At 62.5% G+C, this 18,235-nt stretch carries 15 protein-coding genes; 9 read left to right on the top strand and 6 right to left on the bottom strand.

Annotated features, from left to right (window positions below):
- Window positions 1–23: 23 nt before the first annotated feature.
- From FHY50_RS08685 to FHY50_RS08675, 3 genes are all read right to left on the bottom strand, one after another.
- Window positions 24–4,838, bottom strand: coding sequence for an Ig-like domain-containing protein (locus FHY50_RS08685; protein WP_140048072.1), 4,815 nt, complete (start codon window positions 4,836–4,838; stop codon window positions 24–26).
- A gap of 210 nt (window positions 4,839–5,048) precedes the next feature.
- Window positions 5,049–5,717, bottom strand: coding sequence for a response regulator transcription factor (locus FHY50_RS08680; protein WP_140048071.1), 669 nt, complete (start codon window positions 5,715–5,717; stop codon window positions 5,049–5,051).
- Window position 5,718: 1 nt separating this feature from the next.
- Window positions 5,719–7,566 (bottom strand): PAS domain S-box protein, encoded by a 1,848-nt coding sequence (locus FHY50_RS08675; protein ID WP_166745408.1) that lies wholly within the window; start codon window positions 7,564–7,566, stop codon window positions 5,719–5,721.
- A gap of 489 nt (window positions 7,567–8,055) precedes the next feature.
- On the opposite strand from FHY50_RS08675, the gene FHY50_RS08670 reads away from it, so the two are divergent.
- The 7 genes from FHY50_RS08670 to FHY50_RS08640 all read left to right on the top strand — a co-directional run bounded on the left by FHY50_RS08670 (window position 8,056) and on the right by FHY50_RS08640 (window position 14,762).
- Window positions 8,056–8,466: a curli assembly protein CsgF gene (locus FHY50_RS08670; RefSeq protein WP_244935362.1), complete on the top strand. Its 411-nt coding sequence runs from the start codon at window positions 8,056–8,058 to the stop codon at window positions 8,464–8,466.
- Window positions 8,467–8,468: 2 nt separating this feature from the next.
- Window positions 8,469–9,569 (top strand): CsgG/HfaB family protein, encoded by a 1,101-nt coding sequence (locus tag FHY50_RS08665; RefSeq protein ID WP_140048068.1) that lies wholly within the window; start codon window positions 8,469–8,471, stop codon window positions 9,567–9,569.
- Between the two features lie 350 nt (window positions 9,570–9,919).
- A complete protein-coding gene (locus tag FHY50_RS08660; RefSeq protein ID WP_166745407.1) occupies window positions 9,920–11,269 on the top strand; it encodes a hypothetical protein in 1,350 nt (449 codons plus the stop codon).
- A gap of 61 nt (window positions 11,270–11,330) precedes the next feature.
- Complete coding sequence (locus tag FHY50_RS08655) at window positions 11,331–11,954, top strand: hypothetical protein (protein WP_140048066.1); 624 nt, start codon at window positions 11,331–11,333, stop codon at window positions 11,952–11,954.
- Window positions 11,951–12,487 carry a hypothetical protein gene (locus tag FHY50_RS08650; protein ID WP_140048065.1) on the top strand — a complete coding sequence of 179 codons (537 nt, stop codon included), beginning with the start codon at window positions 11,951–11,953 and terminating at the stop codon, window positions 12,485–12,487. The genes FHY50_RS08655 and FHY50_RS08650 overlap by 4 nt, the downstream gene beginning before the upstream one ends.
- Window positions 12,484–12,852, top strand: coding sequence for a hypothetical protein (locus tag FHY50_RS08645; RefSeq protein WP_140048064.1), 369 nt, complete (start codon window positions 12,484–12,486; stop codon window positions 12,850–12,852). Before FHY50_RS08650 ends, FHY50_RS08645 begins: the two co-directional genes overlap by 4 nt.
- Before the next feature lie 158 nt (window positions 12,853–13,010).
- Window positions 13,011–14,762, top strand: a complete 1,752-nt coding sequence (locus tag FHY50_RS08640) for a site-specific integrase (protein WP_140048063.1) — start codon at window positions 13,011–13,013, stop codon at window positions 14,760–14,762.
- Window positions 14,763–14,953: 191 nt separating this feature from the next.
- Here FHY50_RS08640 and FHY50_RS08635 read toward each other — a convergent pair whose 3' ends face one another.
- On the bottom strand, window positions 14,954–15,163 hold the full coding sequence (locus FHY50_RS08635) for a hypothetical protein (RefSeq protein ID WP_140048062.1): 210 nt from the start codon (window positions 15,161–15,163) through the stop codon (window positions 14,954–14,956).
- Between the two features lie 45 nt (window positions 15,164–15,208).
- On the opposite strand from FHY50_RS08635, the gene FHY50_RS08630 reads away from it, so the two are divergent.
- Window positions 15,209–16,540: a hypothetical protein gene (locus FHY50_RS08630; protein ID WP_140048061.1), complete on the top strand. Its 1,332-nt coding sequence runs from the start codon at window positions 15,209–15,211 to the stop codon at window positions 16,538–16,540.
- Window positions 16,541–16,712: 172 nt separating this feature from the next.
- Here FHY50_RS08630 and FHY50_RS08625 read toward each other — a convergent pair whose 3' ends face one another.
- Window positions 16,713–17,075 carry a hypothetical protein gene (locus FHY50_RS08625; protein ID WP_140048060.1) on the bottom strand — a complete coding sequence of 121 codons (363 nt, stop codon included), beginning with the start codon at window positions 17,073–17,075 and terminating at the stop codon, window positions 16,713–16,715.
- A gap of 306 nt (window positions 17,076–17,381) precedes the next feature.
- Here FHY50_RS08625 and FHY50_RS08620 point away from each other — a divergent pair, with 306 nt between their 5' ends.
- Window positions 17,382–17,570, top strand: coding sequence for a DUF6771 family protein (locus FHY50_RS08620; RefSeq protein ID WP_140048059.1), 189 nt, complete (start codon window positions 17,382–17,384; stop codon window positions 17,568–17,570).
- Window positions 17,571–17,600: 30 nt separating this feature from the next.
- On the opposite strand, the gene FHY50_RS08615 is transcribed toward FHY50_RS08620, so the two are convergent.
- Entirely contained in the window at window positions 17,601–18,179 is a 579-nt protein-coding gene (locus tag FHY50_RS08615; protein WP_140048058.1) for a recombinase family protein, read from the bottom strand.
- Between the last annotated feature and the right edge of the window lie 56 nt (window positions 18,180–18,235).

The following is an 18,235-nucleotide window of genomic DNA, read 5'->3' as shown; positions in this document are numbered from 1 at the left end:
GCAAGGGGAGGGGCCAACCAGCGTCAGAGTATCGTTTCGCCGGGCATCGGCGCATCGCCATATTCGATCGTCACGCTCGCCAGATCGTCGATGCCGAGCAGGGTGACGCCGCCGCCCTGGCGAAAGGCGATGGTCAGGTCGAGCGTGCCGTCGCGGTCGGTGTCGGTCACGCGCGTGCGGATGATGTCGAGATTGTCGAACAGCAGCACGTCGCTGCCGATCTCGTAATCGCCGATCACATCCGCACCGCTCTGCCGGTCGAACACGAACAGGTCCGCACCGGCATCCCCGGTCAGCGTGTCGTTGCCGCGCCCGCCGATCAGGATGTCGTCGCCCGCGCCGCCGAGCATGTCGTCATTGCCGGCATCGCCCAGCAGCATGTCGGCGCCCATGCCACCTTCGAGATGATCGTTGCCGTTGCCACCGGTGAGCACGTCGTTGCCGCCGAGGCCGAGCAGCGTGTCGTTGCCGTTGCGACCGTCGATGCTATCCTCGCCGCCGGTGCCGACCAGCATGTCGCCGAACACCGTCCCCGTAATCACGACGCCGTCGGCCTCGCCCGTGATCGTCACGGTGACGGTCGCCGTGCTGGTCAGGCCTTGAGCATCGACCACCGTGTAATCGAAGCTGTCGGTGGCCGTCTCGCCTGGAGCCAGCGCATCGAATGCGTCGGCATCGGCGACGTAGCGCAGCGTCTGGGTTTCGGCATCGAACACCACGCTACCCTGGGTCGCGCTGGTATCGACGCTGTCGATCCGCAGCGCGCCGTCATCGATATCATTGCCCAGCAGCAGTGCCGTCAGGTCGTCCGTCGTCGCATCCTCGGCGACCGTGACCGCGTCATCGACGGCGACGGGGGCGACATTCGGTGTGGCGAAATCGAACAGCGCCACCTGCGGGTCATGGTCGGTGGCGCGCTCGCCGCCGAACTCCGCATTGATGTGGACCGCGTCATAACTGGCCCCGGCGAACAGCCCGCCGGTGACGAGGATGTTGTCGAGCAGCTGGCTGTTGCCGTCGAACAGATAGCTGTAGCGTTCCTCTTCCGGCAGCAGTGTGGCGACGTTGGTCAGCACGCCGTCGCCGGTCAGGATCTGCTGCGCGTCCTCGAAGTAGAAACCGTTGAAGTCGCCGAGCACCGCGATGTTCTTGGCCGGATCGCCTGCCAGCGCTTCGTTGACATAGGCGCGGATGCCGGCGGCCTGGTTTTCGCGCGCCGCCTCGCCGGCGTCGACCGGCGGCTGGGTGTTGCCGAACAGTGGATCGCTGCCGCCGCGCGAGGTGAAGTGGACGTTGACCGTCGTCACCGCTTCGCCATTGAACATGAACTCGGCGACCAGCGGACGGCGCGTGCCCTCATAGGCCGGACCTTCAATCAGCTGCGCGCTGCCGGTGACGTAGTCGACGCGGTCGATATTGTAGAAATAGCCGTTGCGGATGTTGCCGCCGGGCTCACCGCCGGTGCTGTTCGGCGCATCGGGCGCCACCTCGACATAGGCATAGCGCGGGCCGCCCTCCGCCGCGATCGCGTCGATCAGCAATTGCGCCGTGACGGTGCCCGACAGATTGCCGCCATTGCCCGCGCCGTCGGCGTCCTGGATTTCCTGAACCGCGATGATGTCGGGAGCACGCAGATTATAGACGATGTCGTTGGCCAGCAGATCGAACTTGGTGTCGGTCGGGTCGAGATTTTCGACATTGTAGGTCGCGATCGACAGGCTGTCGGCATCGCTGGCGAAATCGGCGATCTCGCGCGGAAGCGTGACGTCCTGTGTGACCGTGACCGCTTCGGTGACCAGCACTTCGTAAGAGTCGAAGGCATAGTTGACGACACCGGTCACGTCGCTGAGCACGTCGCCGGTCGAATAGCCGGGGGTGAAGCCTGCAAAGATCGCGGCATCGTCGTCGATCTGGATCTTTTCCGGATTATAGTCGCCCGGCGACAGCGTGATGCCGCCGCGATCGTTGACGCCGGTCGCACCCTCGCCGCCCGACGCGACCACGAACGTCTCGCCGAAATTATTGGTGCTGGCGACCGCCATCGGCGCGTCGATCGTCACCAGCATGCCTTCGAGCGATTCGTAGAAATCGATGCCGTCGCTGCTTGGATCGTAGCTGGTGAGGCCATCGTCGTCGATCACCATGCTCGGCGGCAGGACGCCGCCTTGGCCGATCACGACTGCGGTCGGCAGCGCGTTGCCGCTGCTGACCACGGTGGCGGTCGCGGTGTCGATCTGCGTGACCGACAGGCCCGCCGGTCCGCCCTGGAACTCCGAGACGTTGCCGGTTACCTCTAGCGCATCGCCGACCGTAACGGTCGGGGCTGATCCGGTGAACACGAAGATGCCGTCCGATGTCGCCGCGTCACCGTCGCCGACTGCATCCTGCAGATAATAGCCGTTCGAATCGACCGCCGTGACGATGCCGCTCGTGTGCACCGTCTGGCCGACATAGTCGGAAACATGGCCGAGCCCCTGGATCGTCCCGATCGCCAGCGTCACCAGATCGTCGTTGAGGATGGTGCCGATTGCGTCGGCATCGGCAATGACGATGTCGCCCTTCGGGTTCAACAACGTGACGCTGAACGTCTCATTGGACTCGCCGACCAGGTCGCCGGCGACGGGCAGGGTGATCGTCGCTTCGCTCTGACCCGCGCCAAAGGTCACCGTCCCGGTGAACGCGGCGTCCGGTCCGAAGTCGGCAGCGTCGGCGCTGCCGTCGAGCGTGACGGTATAGTCTACCGACGCCTCGCTGGCGCTGCCGCCGGCGCGGCGGACGACGAAGCTGAAATCGGTGGTACCGGCATCACCTTCGTCGAACTGCGCGTCGCGGATCGATATCTGGCCGGTGCCGTCGGGGGCGATGAAGCTCTGGCCGTCATTGACGTCGCCGAAGCTGTCGTCGCTCGGTGCGGTCCACACGAAGTCTGCGGCGGTGGCGCCGACACCCTTGAGCTGGAGCGAGAAGCCGTCGCCCGGGGCGGGTTCCTCCGCGACGCCGATATCGGTGCTGGTCAGGCCGGCGGCGGGGCCGTTGCTGGCAACCATCGTGCCTTCGTACGACAGGAACTGGACGACGTTGCCGCTGGCATCGATCAGCGCGATGCCGTCCGGCGACCCGTTCTGAAGGCCGACCGCGGGGACCGCCACGGTGCCATAGCCGTTAGACTGATCGGCGATCACGCCCGACAGCGCGATCGTGCCATAGCTGGCACCGCCATTGCCATTGTAGAGCACCAGCGACCAGCCGGTCAGGTCGGTACCGGCAAGCCCGGCGACCTCGATGCCCTCGCCGGTGTCAGTCGATTCGTCATCGTAATGGATTTCGTTGATGAACACGCTGCCCGCAGGCGGTGGAGTGCCGGCATCGTCGTTGACGATGGTTCCGGTCGCCTCGCCATCGGCGATCGTCGCGCCGCCGGTGGCGTTCGACAGGGTGAGCGTGAGGTCTTCGTCACCTTCGACGTCGGTGTCGCCCAGTACCGGTACGACGATCGTCGCGCTGGTCGCGCCGTCGGCGAAGTTCACCGTGCCGGTCAGCGTTGAGGTCGCAAGATCGCCTGCGCTCGCGCTGCCGAGTGTGACGGTCCAAGTTGCCGAAACCGCGCCGGTGCTGCCACCGCTGCGCGTCACCGTGAACACCAGGTCCGCGGTGCCGCTGTCGCCCTCGACGACCGACGCATCGGCGACCGACAGCGCGCCGGCGACTGGCGGAGGCGGGCCGTCGCCAAAGCTCTGGCTGTCATTGACGTCGCCGAAACTGTCGTCGCTGGCCTCGGCCCAGGTGAAATCGCCATAGCTCGCGCCGCTGCCCTTGAGCTGCAGCGAGAAGCCGAGCGGCGAGGACGCTGCTTCGGCCACGCCGACATCGGTGCTGGTCAGACCGGCCGCCGCGCCGCTCGCGGCGGTGATCGTGCCTTCATACGACAGGAACTGGACGACCGCGCCGCCGGCATCGACCAGCGCGAAGCCGTCGGGCGATCCGTTCTGCAGCCCGACTGCCGCGAACGACAGCGTGCCGTATCCATCGGCCTGATCGGCGATGACGCCCGACAAGGCGATCGTGCCATAGGGCGCGTTGTTCGAACCATTGTAGAGCACCAGCGACCAGCCGGTCAGGTCGGTGCCCGCGGTCCCGGCAATCTCGACCGCCTCGCCGGCATCGGCGCCGTCATTGTCGTAATGGAATTCGTTGATCCACGGCAACACCGGCTCGGCCGCCGCGATCGGCGCGCTGGTGACTGTGATGTCATCGACACCGATGAATGCGTCCGATCCGACCGCATCGGTGGTGAGGACGCGGACCTGCACCTGCGCCTGGTCGTTGGCGTCGGCGGGAAGCGTCACGCTGACCGGCGTATCGCTGCCGATATTGGCATTGGCGACATAACCGCCATCGATATTGATCCAGTCGCCGGTTTCGCCGACGCGGTACTGGATCGCGACCGGCTGGACCGCGCTGGTGCCCGCGTCGATGTCGCGCAGCAGCGCCCCGAACACCACGTCCTCGCGCCCGGTGGTGTCGAGGTGGATCACCAGATACGGCGCGCGGGCGGTACCCGAACCCTGCAGCGCGACGACAGGATTGGCGATGCCGTCGAACTCGGCGACGCCGCCCGTGGTGTAGCTGTCGGGATTGGCAAGGTTGACGTTGACATCGACGACGTCGCTCGACCCCAGCACGGTGCGGGGATCGACGCCGGTGCCGCTGGTCAGCCCGTCGCCGCGATAGCCGACGATGCTGGGCACCCGGCTCCAGTCATCCGCCGAGAGCAGCCCGGTATCCGACCAATCCTGCAGGAGATCGCCCGCTGCGAGCGCGAAATATTGCTGTGCCATGTGTCAACTTCCCCAAGTCGATGATGATCGGCCTACCGACATCGCGATGATGCCTGCTGGCGCGCTGCTGCGATGATTCGGCGGGCGATCGCCCGGCGTGATGGTGCGTCGCTAGGGAGGCTTTGTGAAGGTTCGATGCGGATCGCGTTACAGTTCGATGAAATCGTTAACGCGGCTGTGCCTAGGCCCGAATGTCCCCGCGCGGGACGGTCAATGGCAGAGCAGCCGGTGCTCGCTTCGCAGGGGCGACGCTGTGCTCAGGACATGGCCTGCGAACGCGACGTACAGCACCTCGGAAAGGCTGGCGGCGTCGAGCTTTTCCATGATGTTCGCGCGGTACACCTCGACGGTGCGGTGGCTGATGCCGAGGTCGATTGCGATCGACTTGTTCTGCTTGCCCGCTGCCAGCCCCCGCAGCACCTCGAGTTCGCGCGGCGACAGCAGCGCCAGCTTGCGCCGCGCCTGCGCCTCGGCATGATCGCTGCCGCCGCCGGGATCGATCGTGGCCAGCGCGTCGGTCACCGCCTGGAGCAGTGCCGACGTTTCGACCGGCTTTTCCAGAAAATTGACCGCGCCCGCGCGCAGGGTCCGCACGGCCGACGGCACATCGGCATGGCCGGTCAGGATGATCACCGCGATCGGCAGCCGCAAAGCCACTACTTCGCGCTGCACCGCCAGGCCGTCGATCAGCGGCATGCGCACGTCGAGGATCGCACAGGCCGGACCCAGCGCTGCTGCGGCGGCAAGGAAGCCGCACCCATCTTCCCAGCAATGGACACGGTGGCCTGCGGTAGCCAGAACCAGCGACAGGCTCTCGCGAATGGCGGCATCGTCGTCGACGATATGGACGGTGCCGGTGGCGGGACTGCTGACTGTCATGTCACTGCCCCCAATCGGTGCGGCGGAGGGTGAAGCGGAACTCTGCCCCGCCGCCCTCCCGCCGTGATGCCCAGATCCGCCCGCCATGCGCCTCGACGATCGTGCGACAGATCGACAGGCCGACCCCCATTCCGCTCTTCTTGGTGCTGTAGAATGCGGTGAACAGGCGAAGATGCTCATCCTCGGTCAGGCCGATGCCGGTGTCGCTCACCGTGACGGTCGCGAAATCGGGATCACCGCCCGTGACTGCCAGACGGATCGTCCGCACCGGGCAATGCTGGACTGCGTCGATCGCGTTGCGCAGCAAATTGTGGATGACCTGCTGGATCTGGACGCGATCGACCAGCACCGTACCGATATTCGGCGCAATGCGGATGTCGGTGGCGATGCCGCTGTCCCGGATGCCAAGTAACGCCAGCGCCGCGGCGTCGCGGACCAGTTCCTCCAGATCTTCGTGGACATAGCTGGTGTCGCGCTGTGCCAGCATCTCGCGCGTCCGCCGGATGATCGAGCCTGCGCGCAGCACCTGTGCCGAGGCTGCCTCCAGCGCGCGCGACGCTTGATCGGTCTTTTCGGCACCCCCCGTCGCCAGCATCGAGCGCGCGGCGCCGACATAGCTTTCGGCCGCGGTCAGCGGCTGGTTCAGTTCGTGCGCCAGGGTCGATGCCATCGTGCCCATCGCGTTGATGCGAGACAGATGCAGCAATTGCGACTGGACCTTGTCGAGCCGGTTGCGCGTCGCGATTTCGTCGGACAGGTCGCGGATGAAGGCGGTGAACAGCGGCTTGTCGCCGATCGCGGCGCGCCCGACCGTTACTTCGACAGGCACCAGCGTGCCGTCCGCGCGGCGTGCGCGCCCGCGATGCGGTGTCGCCACGGCGAGCCGATCGAACCGGGCGGGCTCGTCCGGCAGGGCGGCGAGTTCCAGCGACAGGATCTTGTCCTCGCAACCGATGATGTCGGCCCGGTCATAGCCGAACAGCGCCTGCGCCGCGTGATTGAACGCGGTGATCCGGCCGTCGCAATCGGTCACCACGGTCGCTTCGGGCGCGGTCGCGAGAATCGAACTCAACTGGCGTTCGCGGATCTCTATTTCGTGCGCGGCCGTCGCCTCTTCGGTGACGTCGCGCATCACCTTGCCGAAGCCGCGCAGCCGGCCGTCGTCATCATACAGCGCGGTCAGCGTGACGTCGGCAATGAAGCTACTGCCATCCTTGCGGCAGCGCCGGCCGCGGCTGCGCAGCTTTCCGTGCGCACGCGCTTCGGCGAGGGCGCGTTGGGGCACTCCCGCGGCGCGATCGTCCGCGCAATAGAACAGATCGAAGCCTCTTCCGATCGCTTCGCTCTGCGTCCAGCCGCTGATCCGCATCGCGTTCGGGCTCCACAGGCTGACGTGCCCATCGGTATCCAGAAAGTAGATCGCATGGTCGGCAGCGGCATCGACCAGCAGCGACATTTCTTCGGCGAGCATGCGCGCCTCGACGGTTCGGCGATCGGCTAGGGCGTGTTCGCGTAGCGCGGTGTCTCGCCACAGCACCAGCCGCCCGGTCAGCGCGATGATCCCGCCGGACGTCGCAAGAAACACGCCCAGCGCGGTGAAATGAATCGCATCGGGCACGAACGGCTGGAACGTGACGATGGCGATCGTCGCGCTGGCCAGTACCGCGAATATTGCAGGACCAGCGCCGCAGAACGCCGCCGCGACGATGATCGCCGGCAGATAAAGGGTGTACGGCATGCGATGGTCGAGGATGGGCTCGACCAGTCCGCGCAGCGCGGTAGCAACCGCTACCGCGCACATCGCGCCAACATAGGGCTTGGCGTGCAGGGACTGACGCCAATGGCCCAATGAATCTCCAGCCGGCATCCTGAGCCAGTGGAGCGATATCGGTCGGGACAGATAGTCGCTGGGCATCGTTTGGCATCCCCCTGAATCGAGCGCGACGCAAACGGGCCCCTCGCCGGGTGCCTTCTGTGCGACCGTCCTACACCCGGTGGTCGGTCAAATACCATCCGTATCGTTACGGATGGTCGATCTCACCGATCGATTGTAGCACATCTCCAGTAGCGATCGAGTCGCCTCCAACAGAGAGGACAGCGCTCGGCGGTATCAACAGTGGTTTCGTCAAGACAAGTGTAGATGTCTTGAGCGCATTGAGCCACTTCCTGGTCGCATCGACATGACTGAATCGAGTTTGTGAAAACAGACTTGGGCATTGGCATTTTCGCTCGGGATCGCCCTCGCGATTCCTGGTGGAGCGCTGATCGATCTGCACTCGGGGAGGGCCGGATGTTTACTTTCAAACCTTGGGTACAATCGCTTGCGGCGATATCGTTGGTGGGAACACTGTCGGTACCTGCGCCGAGCCTTGCGTCGGACATCGTCTACACGCCGATCAATCCCTCGTTCGGCGGCAATCCCTTCAATTCAGCGCACCTGCTCGGCATCGCTTCGGCGCAAAGCAAGTACAAGGACCCGACCGCGATCAGCTCGGCCGATCCCGGATCGCAGTTCCTCCGCACGCTGCAAAGCCGGCTGCTGTCGTCGCTGGCGACTCAGATCAACGAGATCATCTTTGGCGAGAATGCGCAGGACAGCGGACTGATCCAGTTCGGCGACCAGGAGATTTCGTTCGTCCGCGGGATCGATTCGGTGACGCTGACGATCACCAACAATGCCGATGGGACCGTCACGGAGATCGTCGTCCCGCTGCTGCAGGACGGCAGCTCCCTCGGGCTCGGGCTCTAGCCATGACGCCGTGGGCGAGGCGCGCGGGGGCGGGGATGGCGGCGCTGTCGCTAGGTGCCTGCGCGGCGCATAACGAGGCAAGCTGGTCACAGGCGCAGGCGACGCGGCCGACGCCGATGACCTCGACGTTGCAGCAATTGCCCCCCGCGGGCGACCTGATCGCCGTCGCCGTCTATAATTTCACCGACCAGACCGGACAGTTCAAGCCGACCGACGGCGTCCAGACGCTGTCTCGCGCGGTGACGCAAGGCGCGACCTCGATCCTCGTCAAGGCGCTGCAGGCGGCGGGCAATCGCCGCTGGTTCACGGTGATCGAGCGCGAGCGACTCGACAACCTGCTGCGCGAGCGCGCCGTGATCCGCGACATGCGCTCCTCCTATCTCGGCGAAAAGACGCTCAATCCCCAGGCGCTGCCGCCCCTGTTGTTCGCCGGGATCCTGCTGGAGGGCGGAATCATCGGCTATGACGCGAATACCAAGTCGGGCGGGCTGGGCGCACGATTCCTCGGCATCGGCGCGTCGACGCAGTATCGCGAGGATACGGTGACGGTCTATCTGCGCGCGGTCAGCGTCAAGACCGGCGAGGTGCTGACCAATGTCAGCGTCCGCAAGTCGATCGCCTCGATCGGGGTGGACGCCAATTCGTTCCGCTATGTCGCGTTCAAGGACCTGCTCGAACTCGAGGCGGGCGTCGCCTTCAACGAGCCCGACGCGCTGGCGCTGCAGCAGGCGATCGAAGCCGCCGTCTATGGCCTGGTGCTGGAAGGCGCATCGATGGGGCTGTGGTGTTTGTCGAGCACCCCGGCCGCGAGCGAAGCGATGCTGCGCAGCTATTATGCGCAGCGCGACAATATAGCCGAGTCGAGCGTGGCGCTGGCCCATCAGGTCGATGGAACCCTGGTAAGCGGCGCATGCCCGCCGCGCATGGCTGCGCAGCCGCGTCCCAGGGTCGCAGTCCGTGCGCCTGCTGCTGCGCCGGTCCAAGCGACGCGGCCGCAGCCCGCCGCTCCGACATTGACCGTGCCGCCGCTACTCGGTCCGGCGCCCCAGGTTTCCGTTCAGCCCCAGCGCACGGCGTCGCCGGCGTCCGCGAAAGGAGGATGATGCAGCGATACGCGCCCGGCCTGGCCGGACGCAGGCGAACCCACCAGCGGCCACGATTGGAGTCATGCCGCTGATGGGCCCGATCGGCAAGGGTACGGGACCCGAGCCGGATTGCGAGACATGCTCACCCCTACAGGATGCGCTTCCGGGCCGTCCTGCGCAAGTGGATCCGGTGGCCGCACCCCCAAGGCCCACCGCCGGGTTCCTGTCTCCGATCTCTTTTTCCCGTCGATTGGCGCGGGGCCGGCCGCGCCGTTCGAATATCGTCCGGCGGTACAGAGCGGGGGCATTCCCGCGACCGACCCGGGGGCGGCGATCCTGCCGTCCCCGCATCGAATGGGAGAATAGAAATGAAGAACGTACTTCTTGGCGCAGCCTCGGTGCTGGCCCTGTCGTTTGCAGCGCCTGCGTTCGCGCAGTCGATCAGCGTGGTCAATCAGACCAATACCGGCAACGGTGCGACGGTCGACCAGACCGGATCGCTGTCGGGCGGCGACTCGCTGGTCGATCAGAGCGGCGCAAGCAACACTGCCACCGTCACCCAGGCCGACGATGGCAGCGGCGCGACGCCGCAGAACGTGTCGGACGTGCTCCAGTCCGGCGACAGCAACTCGGCGACGGTCAATCAGGATACGAGCACCTTTGCGCTGCAGAGCAACTCGCTGATCGACCAGTCCGGAAACGGCAACACCGCCAGTGTCACCCAACTCGATGACGGCCAGACCTCGAGCGTCAGCCAGTCGAGCGACGGCAACTCGGCAACAGTCAACCAAGGCGATGCTACCGCCGCGCTGTCGGACGATAGCTGGGGCAACTCCAGCACGATCAATCAGGCAGGCTCGGGCGGCCATATCGCGCAGGTCAATCAGCCGGGCTTGCTCAACGACAGTTCGGTCGATCAGACCGGAGATGCCGGCGAAGCCTATGTCAACCAGAGCGGCGCATTCAACAGCTCGAGCGTCGCGCAGACCGGCACCAATGATGACGCGTTCGTCGATCAAAGCGGCGACGGCAACCTGTCCGACGTGATCCAGGACGGCGAGGACGTCACCGCGGACGTCAACCAGTCCGGGAACGGGAATACCAGCCTGGTCGATCAGACCTCGCCCGGCGGTGTGCGCCCGATCAACTCGCAGGTGTACGTCGATCAGGCGGGCGACAGCAACGACTCGCAGGTGTTCCAGCGCGCCAATCAGGGCTATGCCGAAGTGCTCCAGTGGGGCACCAACAGCGATGCGCTGGTCCAGAACTACGGCAACCGCTCGGTCGCCTATGTCTGGCAGCTGGCTGGTGACAACAACAGCGCCACGATCACCCAGCGCGCCGAGGACAGCGACGCGTTCGCCTATCAGACTGGCAGCAACAATACCGCCAGCATCACTCAGCAGGAAGACAGCCCGCCGACCGAGAACATGTCCGCCGCGATCTATCAGACCGGTGACAACAACGGATCGGTGATCGACCAGGATGGCGACAACCATTATGCCGTCAACGATCAGTCGGGCGACGGCAATCTGTCGGACATCCTGCAGACCGGATCGTTCAACTACGCGTTCGTCGGTCAGTATGGCGACGGCAACATGTCCGACGTCGATCAGAGCGGCAACAACAACACCGCGACGGTCCAGCAGTTCACCGACGGCAACATGTCGTTCGTGACGCAGTCGGGGTCGTTCAACACGGCTACCGTAAGCCAGTAACGCCTTGGTCCGGGAGCGCTTCGGCGTTCCCGGACTTTCTTCTTGCGATGCGGAGGCTGCGATGGTGCGCACCAAATTCGAGCGATGCTGCTGTGCCGTATTCGGCATCACCTTGGCAGTTCCTAGCGCAGCGCAATCACTCACTGAAATCGCCCAGAACGGCAGTGGCAATGTGGCGGTGGTGGATCAGCAGGGCGCCACCGACAGCCGCGCCACGATCGGCCAGATCGGTTCGAACACCACGGCGCATGTCGAACAATCGGGGCCGGACAAGATGCTGCAGGCGGAACTCGTCGGCTCAGACCTCGCGCTCACGGCGGGGCAGGCCGGTGCCGCGACCGCCACGCTGACGGGATCGATCACAGGGTTCGGAAACAGCCTCGACAGCATGCAGAGCGGTTTGGCGGGGGGCGAGAATATCGCGCTGGTGACGCAGGACGGGTCCGCCAATCAGGCCGCGATCGAACAGATTGCCGCAAGCGGCGCCGCCAATGAAATCCGGGTAAGCCAGTTCGGCAGCGACAATGTCGCGTCGCTGGCGCAATATGGCTCGGGCAACCTGCTCGATCTCGTGCAGAATGGCGATGCCAACACCGCGGCCCTGACCCAGTCGGGCACGGCCTTGGTCCTCGCCATCACCCAGTTCGGCGGCGCCAGCGTCGCCATCACCCAGATGGGACCATGAAGACGGGTATGGAATATCGACCGGCTCCGGCGATACTGCGAAGCGTGGCGCTTGCGACGCTCGGCTTCTGCGCGGTTTCGGCAGCGGCGCAGACCGTGTCCGGGACGCCCTCCGCCGGCAGTGACCGGACCACTGCGGAACAGATCGCGCCGACGGCAGCTCCCGCGGCCCCAAAACCTCCTCCAGGCACCGTCCAGCAGATCCGTCCGAACAATCGAGCATCGACCGAGATACTGCAACTGCCGCCAGATGCCGAAGTCGCACCGTCTGCGGAAAGCCCGGAACAGGCGCTGGCGGAGGGTCTGCCGCGATCGCCGCGTCTGAACCTTTACGAAGAGGTCGCCGCAGTCTGGGAAATGATCCGCAAGCGCGGCCAGCAACCGACTCCGGATTTGATCGCGCGGGAGATCGGACCAGAAAATCTGGCCCGCTTCCTGTCGGACTTTCCGGCCGCCGCAAACATGTTCGGCGTCGATTCCGATCTGATCCCGGTGCCGCCGCCGCCGCCATCGACGCCGCCGAGCGACAAATGACCGCGCGCCGCCTTCAGCTCGGGCTCATCGGCATCGCCGCAACGCTAGCCGTGTCTGGAACTGCCATGCCCAAATCGCCGCACGCCCTCTCGCTCGATGTTTCGCGCCGTGCGGGACAGGTCGTCATCACGCTGACCGGCCGCAGCGCCCAGCGTCTGGCCGTCCACTACACCATCGACGTGTCGGGCCGGTCGACGACCCGCCATGCCGGACGCAGCGCGGTCGGGCCAGAAAGCCAGACGCTGTCAGTCGTGCGTTTCGCGGATCAGGCGCCCTGGCAAGTGCGGTTCGACGCGACCGAAGGCGACGATCGGCCCTATACGATTCGCTGCACCAGCGACGACGGCGCCTGCACCGAAGACTGACCGTTGCTGGAAATGGTCGGGAAGAGAGGATGAGTTTGGAGGTCCGGTAAGATGCTCGCTAAGTGGCTAATAGCACGGAAAGAAGCCATTTTTGTTGGCCCTGTGTTGGGCTATTGCTACGCGCATATGCTACGTAACCAAACCGGAAGGGGCGCCCGATGAACGCCGCCCCGCACCTTCACAAACGCAACAATTCGCAGCACTGGCAGCTTCGGCTGATGGTGCCAAAGGCTGCACGCCCAATTCTAGGACGGCACGAGTTTACCAAGTCGCTTGGCGTTGCCGATCGCCGCCGCGCCGTCGACTTATCTCACGCGCATCTTGCTGACTGGAAAGCGCAAATTGCAGTAGCGCTGGCATCTGCATCGGTCGGGCCCCTGCAAGAGACATCGGTGCCAGACGCCTTTGAACTCGAAGAAATCGCGTTGGAGGTTGGTTTTGAGCGTGCGAGCGTGCGTGCAGCGGACCTTGTCGCAAGAAAGGCGAAGCTAGGACCAGCCGCCTTTGCGATGCTATCGCCGGAATTCGAGCGTCGATATCGAGAGGCGGTTCGAAGGCGTCGAGCCGGTGACCATAGCTACTGGATCGAACGAGCACGGAAACTCGTTATTGAACGCGGCTGGACGCTTGCCGAGACGGACCCTGCTTTTGCGACACTAGTAGACTACTTGGCGGCGGCTGGTTCGGACACGCTCGCCTTCGCTAAAGCTCTGGCAGATGGATCAGAGAGTAATTTCGCGCCGTCGCAATTTGTGCAGTCTGCACGCAAGCGCCGGGAAAGCCGCGCACGGCAGGGACAAAGCATTTCCGAGCTGTTCGAACGATATGCCTCTCAGCGGCTCTCAGAAGGCCGTCAGCGCCAAGATACAGTAGATCAGGGCCGGAAGGTCATCTCACTCTTTACGGGCTTCGTCGGCGCCCATCGGAGCCTTGCATCGATCACGCAAGCGGAGGTTCGGGAATGGCGCAATCTTATCACCACATTACCCCCTGCTTTCCGTAAGCGTAAGGAAAACGCTGGCCTCACGTTGCAGGAGGCTTCTGAAAAGGCGCAGCGCACCGGGGCAAGTCCGATGGCTGCTAATACGGTGAATAGGTATCTTAGCACATTGTCGCCCCTTTTCGATTGGGCGCGACAGGAAGGCTACGTCGAACGCAATCCCTGCGATGGCCTATTTTACGACCTGCAGAAGGGTAAGAAGAGCGGGAAGAACCGTCGTCCGCCGTTTACTACCGAGCAGTTAAACACGATCCTCGCGTCACCTCTCTTCACCGGCTTTCTGCGCGACGGTAAGGAGTGGGAGCCCGGTACATGTCGCGCTGACGACTGGCGCTATTGGATACCCCTAGTATGCCTATTCACGGGTGCCCGGATCGGCGAAATTGCTCAGCTAAGGGCAGATGACGTACGTGAGCAGGATGGAGTAACTTACCTGTGGATCAAGGATGACGAGGCGACCGGACAACGGACGAAATCGGGGCATTGTCGACCCGCTCCGATCCACAGCATGCTTCGAAAGCTAGGCTGGCTTAGCTACGTCGCAAGGCAGCGTGCCCGGGCTGAAAAGGATGGCGACGGCAGACTCTTCCCCGAGCTAGAACCAAATATGCGGGGGCAGATAAGCTGGACTCCATCGCGATTTTGGCGAACCTACTTGATCCGGCTGGGGATCAAGAGCGGGCGCGACGGGTATGGATCGCACTCGTTTCGGCATGGACTTGCGGACCAGCTTCGCACTGCCGGATACCTAGATGATGAGATCGAGGTGGCCTTGGGTCACAACCAAGTGTCAGTAACAGCCGGTTATGGACAGGTGCGGCAAGGCACCGTCGCTCGTCTTTCAAGCATGATTGAAGCCGTTGTTTTTGCGGGTGTCTCATTCGAGCACCTTGTGCCCGCGCCGACATAATCAAACGACCTAGCGCGGAAACTGAACCGGCTTTGCTGCGCTTCGAACGTCGAAGCGTGAGCTTTGCGCTTTTCTTGACGACCTTGTTCGTCAGGAGCCTTATAGACCGCTCCCAACGGACCATACTCCTCTAGCATTGTGTCATAGTATTCTGAACAATGTTTATTGAGCAGTCTTTTTTAACGCCTTCCCTAGGCAAATAAATCGAAATTAGGCACAATTCCTAAACATACATAAACATGGCTTAACAGCCAGTAAGAACGGTTGAACATCTTTCCAGCTGCTGCATAATTGCCGCTCTTGGCGTTGAGGCGCAGACTCAGCGTCCAAGTCCAGCTGAGCTGCAATTCAGTAACGTACCAAATTGTCAAACGTAACAAGTATGGAATGGCGATAGCCATTCTATACCTTCAATATCTATATCTATATAACTATAGGAATCAATTATGCTAATCTACAAACTCAAAGAACCTTATATTAACAGTGAGCAATATCTAGACCTGACAGGAATGTGTAATTCTTTATCTTCTTCTAACTTAATTCAAGAATTGTCTAATTTAGTTGTTAAGGAGGTTGGAGGGATTAAATCTCCCTCGAAGCGACTGAAGGGGGCTACGGGAGCGTTAACCGCTGATCTTCTGGCATGCGCAGCAGAAAACCCCTTAGCCTTTCGTTATCGCTCTGTAGGATGCAACTCGTTTGCTGATGAGCCCATCGGATATCGCGCTTTCAGGGACGCATTTGATGCCCTTGTTGCCAACGGTTTCATCGAGAGCTTTCCCGGCAAAAAAGGAGGCGAAGGTGGCTTCGGAACCGCAACGCGAATGCGCGCTACTGGTAAGTTGATCGCATTGGCACTTCGGTTCGGGATCGCACTTGACCGGCTGGGCGAGCATTTCGGCACTGCTCCACTCCCGGCCACGATCAAGGAACCTGTAGTCATGCGGGCTCCTTCGAGAACGGATGCGAAGGGGCGGCATAGGGGCGCAAAGTTGAAGCTCGACACCAGCCATCCCGACATCGTTTCAAGCGGAGCTAGGATCAACCGACTCAACACCTTCATGGCGGGCGTGGCAGTCACTGGCATCAAACGCTGGACCCTCCAGCGCGTCTATTGCGACAACGGCAAGCCAGAGAGGTATGGGCGCTTTGGCGGACGCATCTACTCTCCGTTCCAAAACGGAAAAAAGAAGGGACGTCGGCATATCCGCTTCAACGGCGAGCTGGTCGTTGAAGTTGATATCGGCGCCAGCTTTCTTACAATTTATCATAGCCTCATGCACCGCCCGCTGGATACCAGCGTCGCTGACCTGTACGCCATGGCATGGCCCCCTAGGGCTATCGCGAAAGCATATATCAATGCGGCTTTTGGACTGGGGAAGGTTCATTCCAGATGGCCGTCAGAGGTCGTTGACCAGCTGGAGAACCCCCAGGGCCGGGACGTTCAACCCATCCCTGACGTGCGGAAAAACTACCCGGTAGGACGGGTAAGGACGGCTGTGACGAACAAGTTTCCCCTCCTGGCGGACTTGGGCGATAGCGGCTGCGCGTGGGGCGACCTGCACTATGCTGAAAGCGAGGTAGTGCTCGCGACGATAGAAAGTCTCGCCTTCGAGCACGCCATTCCCTCGCTTCCCCTTCACGATGCGATCCTTGTGCCGGTATCTAAATCCGGCCTCGCGATGCGCGTGCTATCCGCCGAATTCGAGCGACATATTGGAGTCAAACCTAAGCTAAAACTTAAGGAATATGGCGAAATACGCCGTTTAGCGGCTTAGCTTGCTCCCCGCGCCAGTGCGAAGAATATATACAGATTCTTCAAGTGTGAGCTTACGTTGATGGGATGACATAGCTCAGTAAGGAGGGGTAAGATTGTCTTCGACAATGTCTAAGATATGCCCCTCCACCCGGGCAAGCGAGACTGAGCCGCAACAAAGTATTGTTGCCTGTCTAGTCCTTCAAAGCAAAATCGCTAATCAGTTTCGCCTTCAACTCAGTCAGCGCGGCGTCGAAATCACGCATATAAGGAATCTTGGAGGGCAACGCATCGAAACTAAGGCCAGACGGTACGGACGCATCTAAGGCTGCGGAAAAAGCGACTCGTGCAGCAGCCACTTCTTCTTGGCAGGCGCCCTCGATCACCAGCTTGAATGTTTCCGGACTTACCTGCTTCAAAGTTGCCCTTTTCGTTGCTTCATTGAAGCAGGCATCCCGGGTGGCCATGGCCTTTTCTGCCACGGCCAACGGAGACGTTTGCGCGAGTGCACAGGTTGGAAAGGTTACGGCCATCGCCGCCGCAAGCAGAGTGCGCATTAAAGTTCCTTGTATTCGACCGCTCCATCCCGCCAGTCGGGACGGTTGAACGACGCGAACACAGGAACACGCCTCCCGCGTATTTCCCGAAGGTTTTATATTCCGCAGGCCGCCCGACCGATGTGATCGAGTGCCTGTGTTCGCCGCCATATGCGGGCCGCCCCTTCCGTTCAAAGTTGGAGCGACGCTCATTCCTTATGATTGAGCATCAATACTGTCTAGCGATACTCGCTTTCGGCAAATAAGCCCTTCTTCCCCCTTGCCCAGTGTTCCCCATATGTTCTAGCGCGCAATGCGGGAGATTCGATGATGACAGACACCCGCGAATTGATTGCTTTAGCGATCGACAACGCCCCAGCTTGGGCGAAACTGGCGCTCACCGTTCCGTCACCCCGTCTACGTGAGGATGGGCAACGTGAACTGGCGCGTCATGTTTATGTGGCGCTGACTAGCCCGGCGCCCGCCGATCCAAACCAGATGGTGCTGCCTCTATAATATCGATTACGCAGGCAACGCCCTCGCGCGCTAGGCCGCTCGCTTCTCAACCCGTTGAATAGCGGCGCGGGAAACGCCGTACTGTTTGGCTAGTATGCCCAGGGAAGCGCCCCGCGCGCGTGCTGCCATGATTTCCTGCTGTTCGCTGGTCTTAAGCCTTTGAGGCCTTCCTAGCGCCTTCCCAGACGCCTTCGCTCGCCTCAACCCAGCGTGAGTTCGCTCGATCAAAAGGTCGCGCTCAAACTCTGCGACGGCGGCGATAACGCCCATAGTCATTTTTCCTGCCGCACTTGTCAGATCGACCCCTCCAAGGGCCAGACAATGGACGCGTACGCCGTCCGCTGCCAATCGCTCGACCGTCGCGCGAACGTCCATCGCGTTTCGGCCCAGACGGTCCAGCTTCGTAACGATCAAGACGTCGTCCGCCTCTAGCCGGTCAACCAGCTTGGCGAAACCAGTCCGCTCCATCGCCGCGACGGACCCCGATACCGTTTCGACAACAATCCGCTTTGAATCGACATTGAAACCGGCGCTGACGATTTCCCGAACCTGATTGTCTGTTGTCTGGTCAGCAGTGCTAACGCGGCAATACGCGAATGTACGAGCCATCGAGCGCTTCCTTGTATCGAATCAGTGTATCGATACTGGCGGTGTATCTTAATTCG

Source organism: Sphingomonas japonica, from assembly GCF_006346325.1.
Classification (GTDB): Bacteria; Pseudomonadota; Alphaproteobacteria; order Sphingomonadales; family Sphingomonadaceae; genus Sphingomonas; species Sphingomonas japonica.
This window is presented reverse-complemented; position numbering and strand designations above follow the sequence as displayed.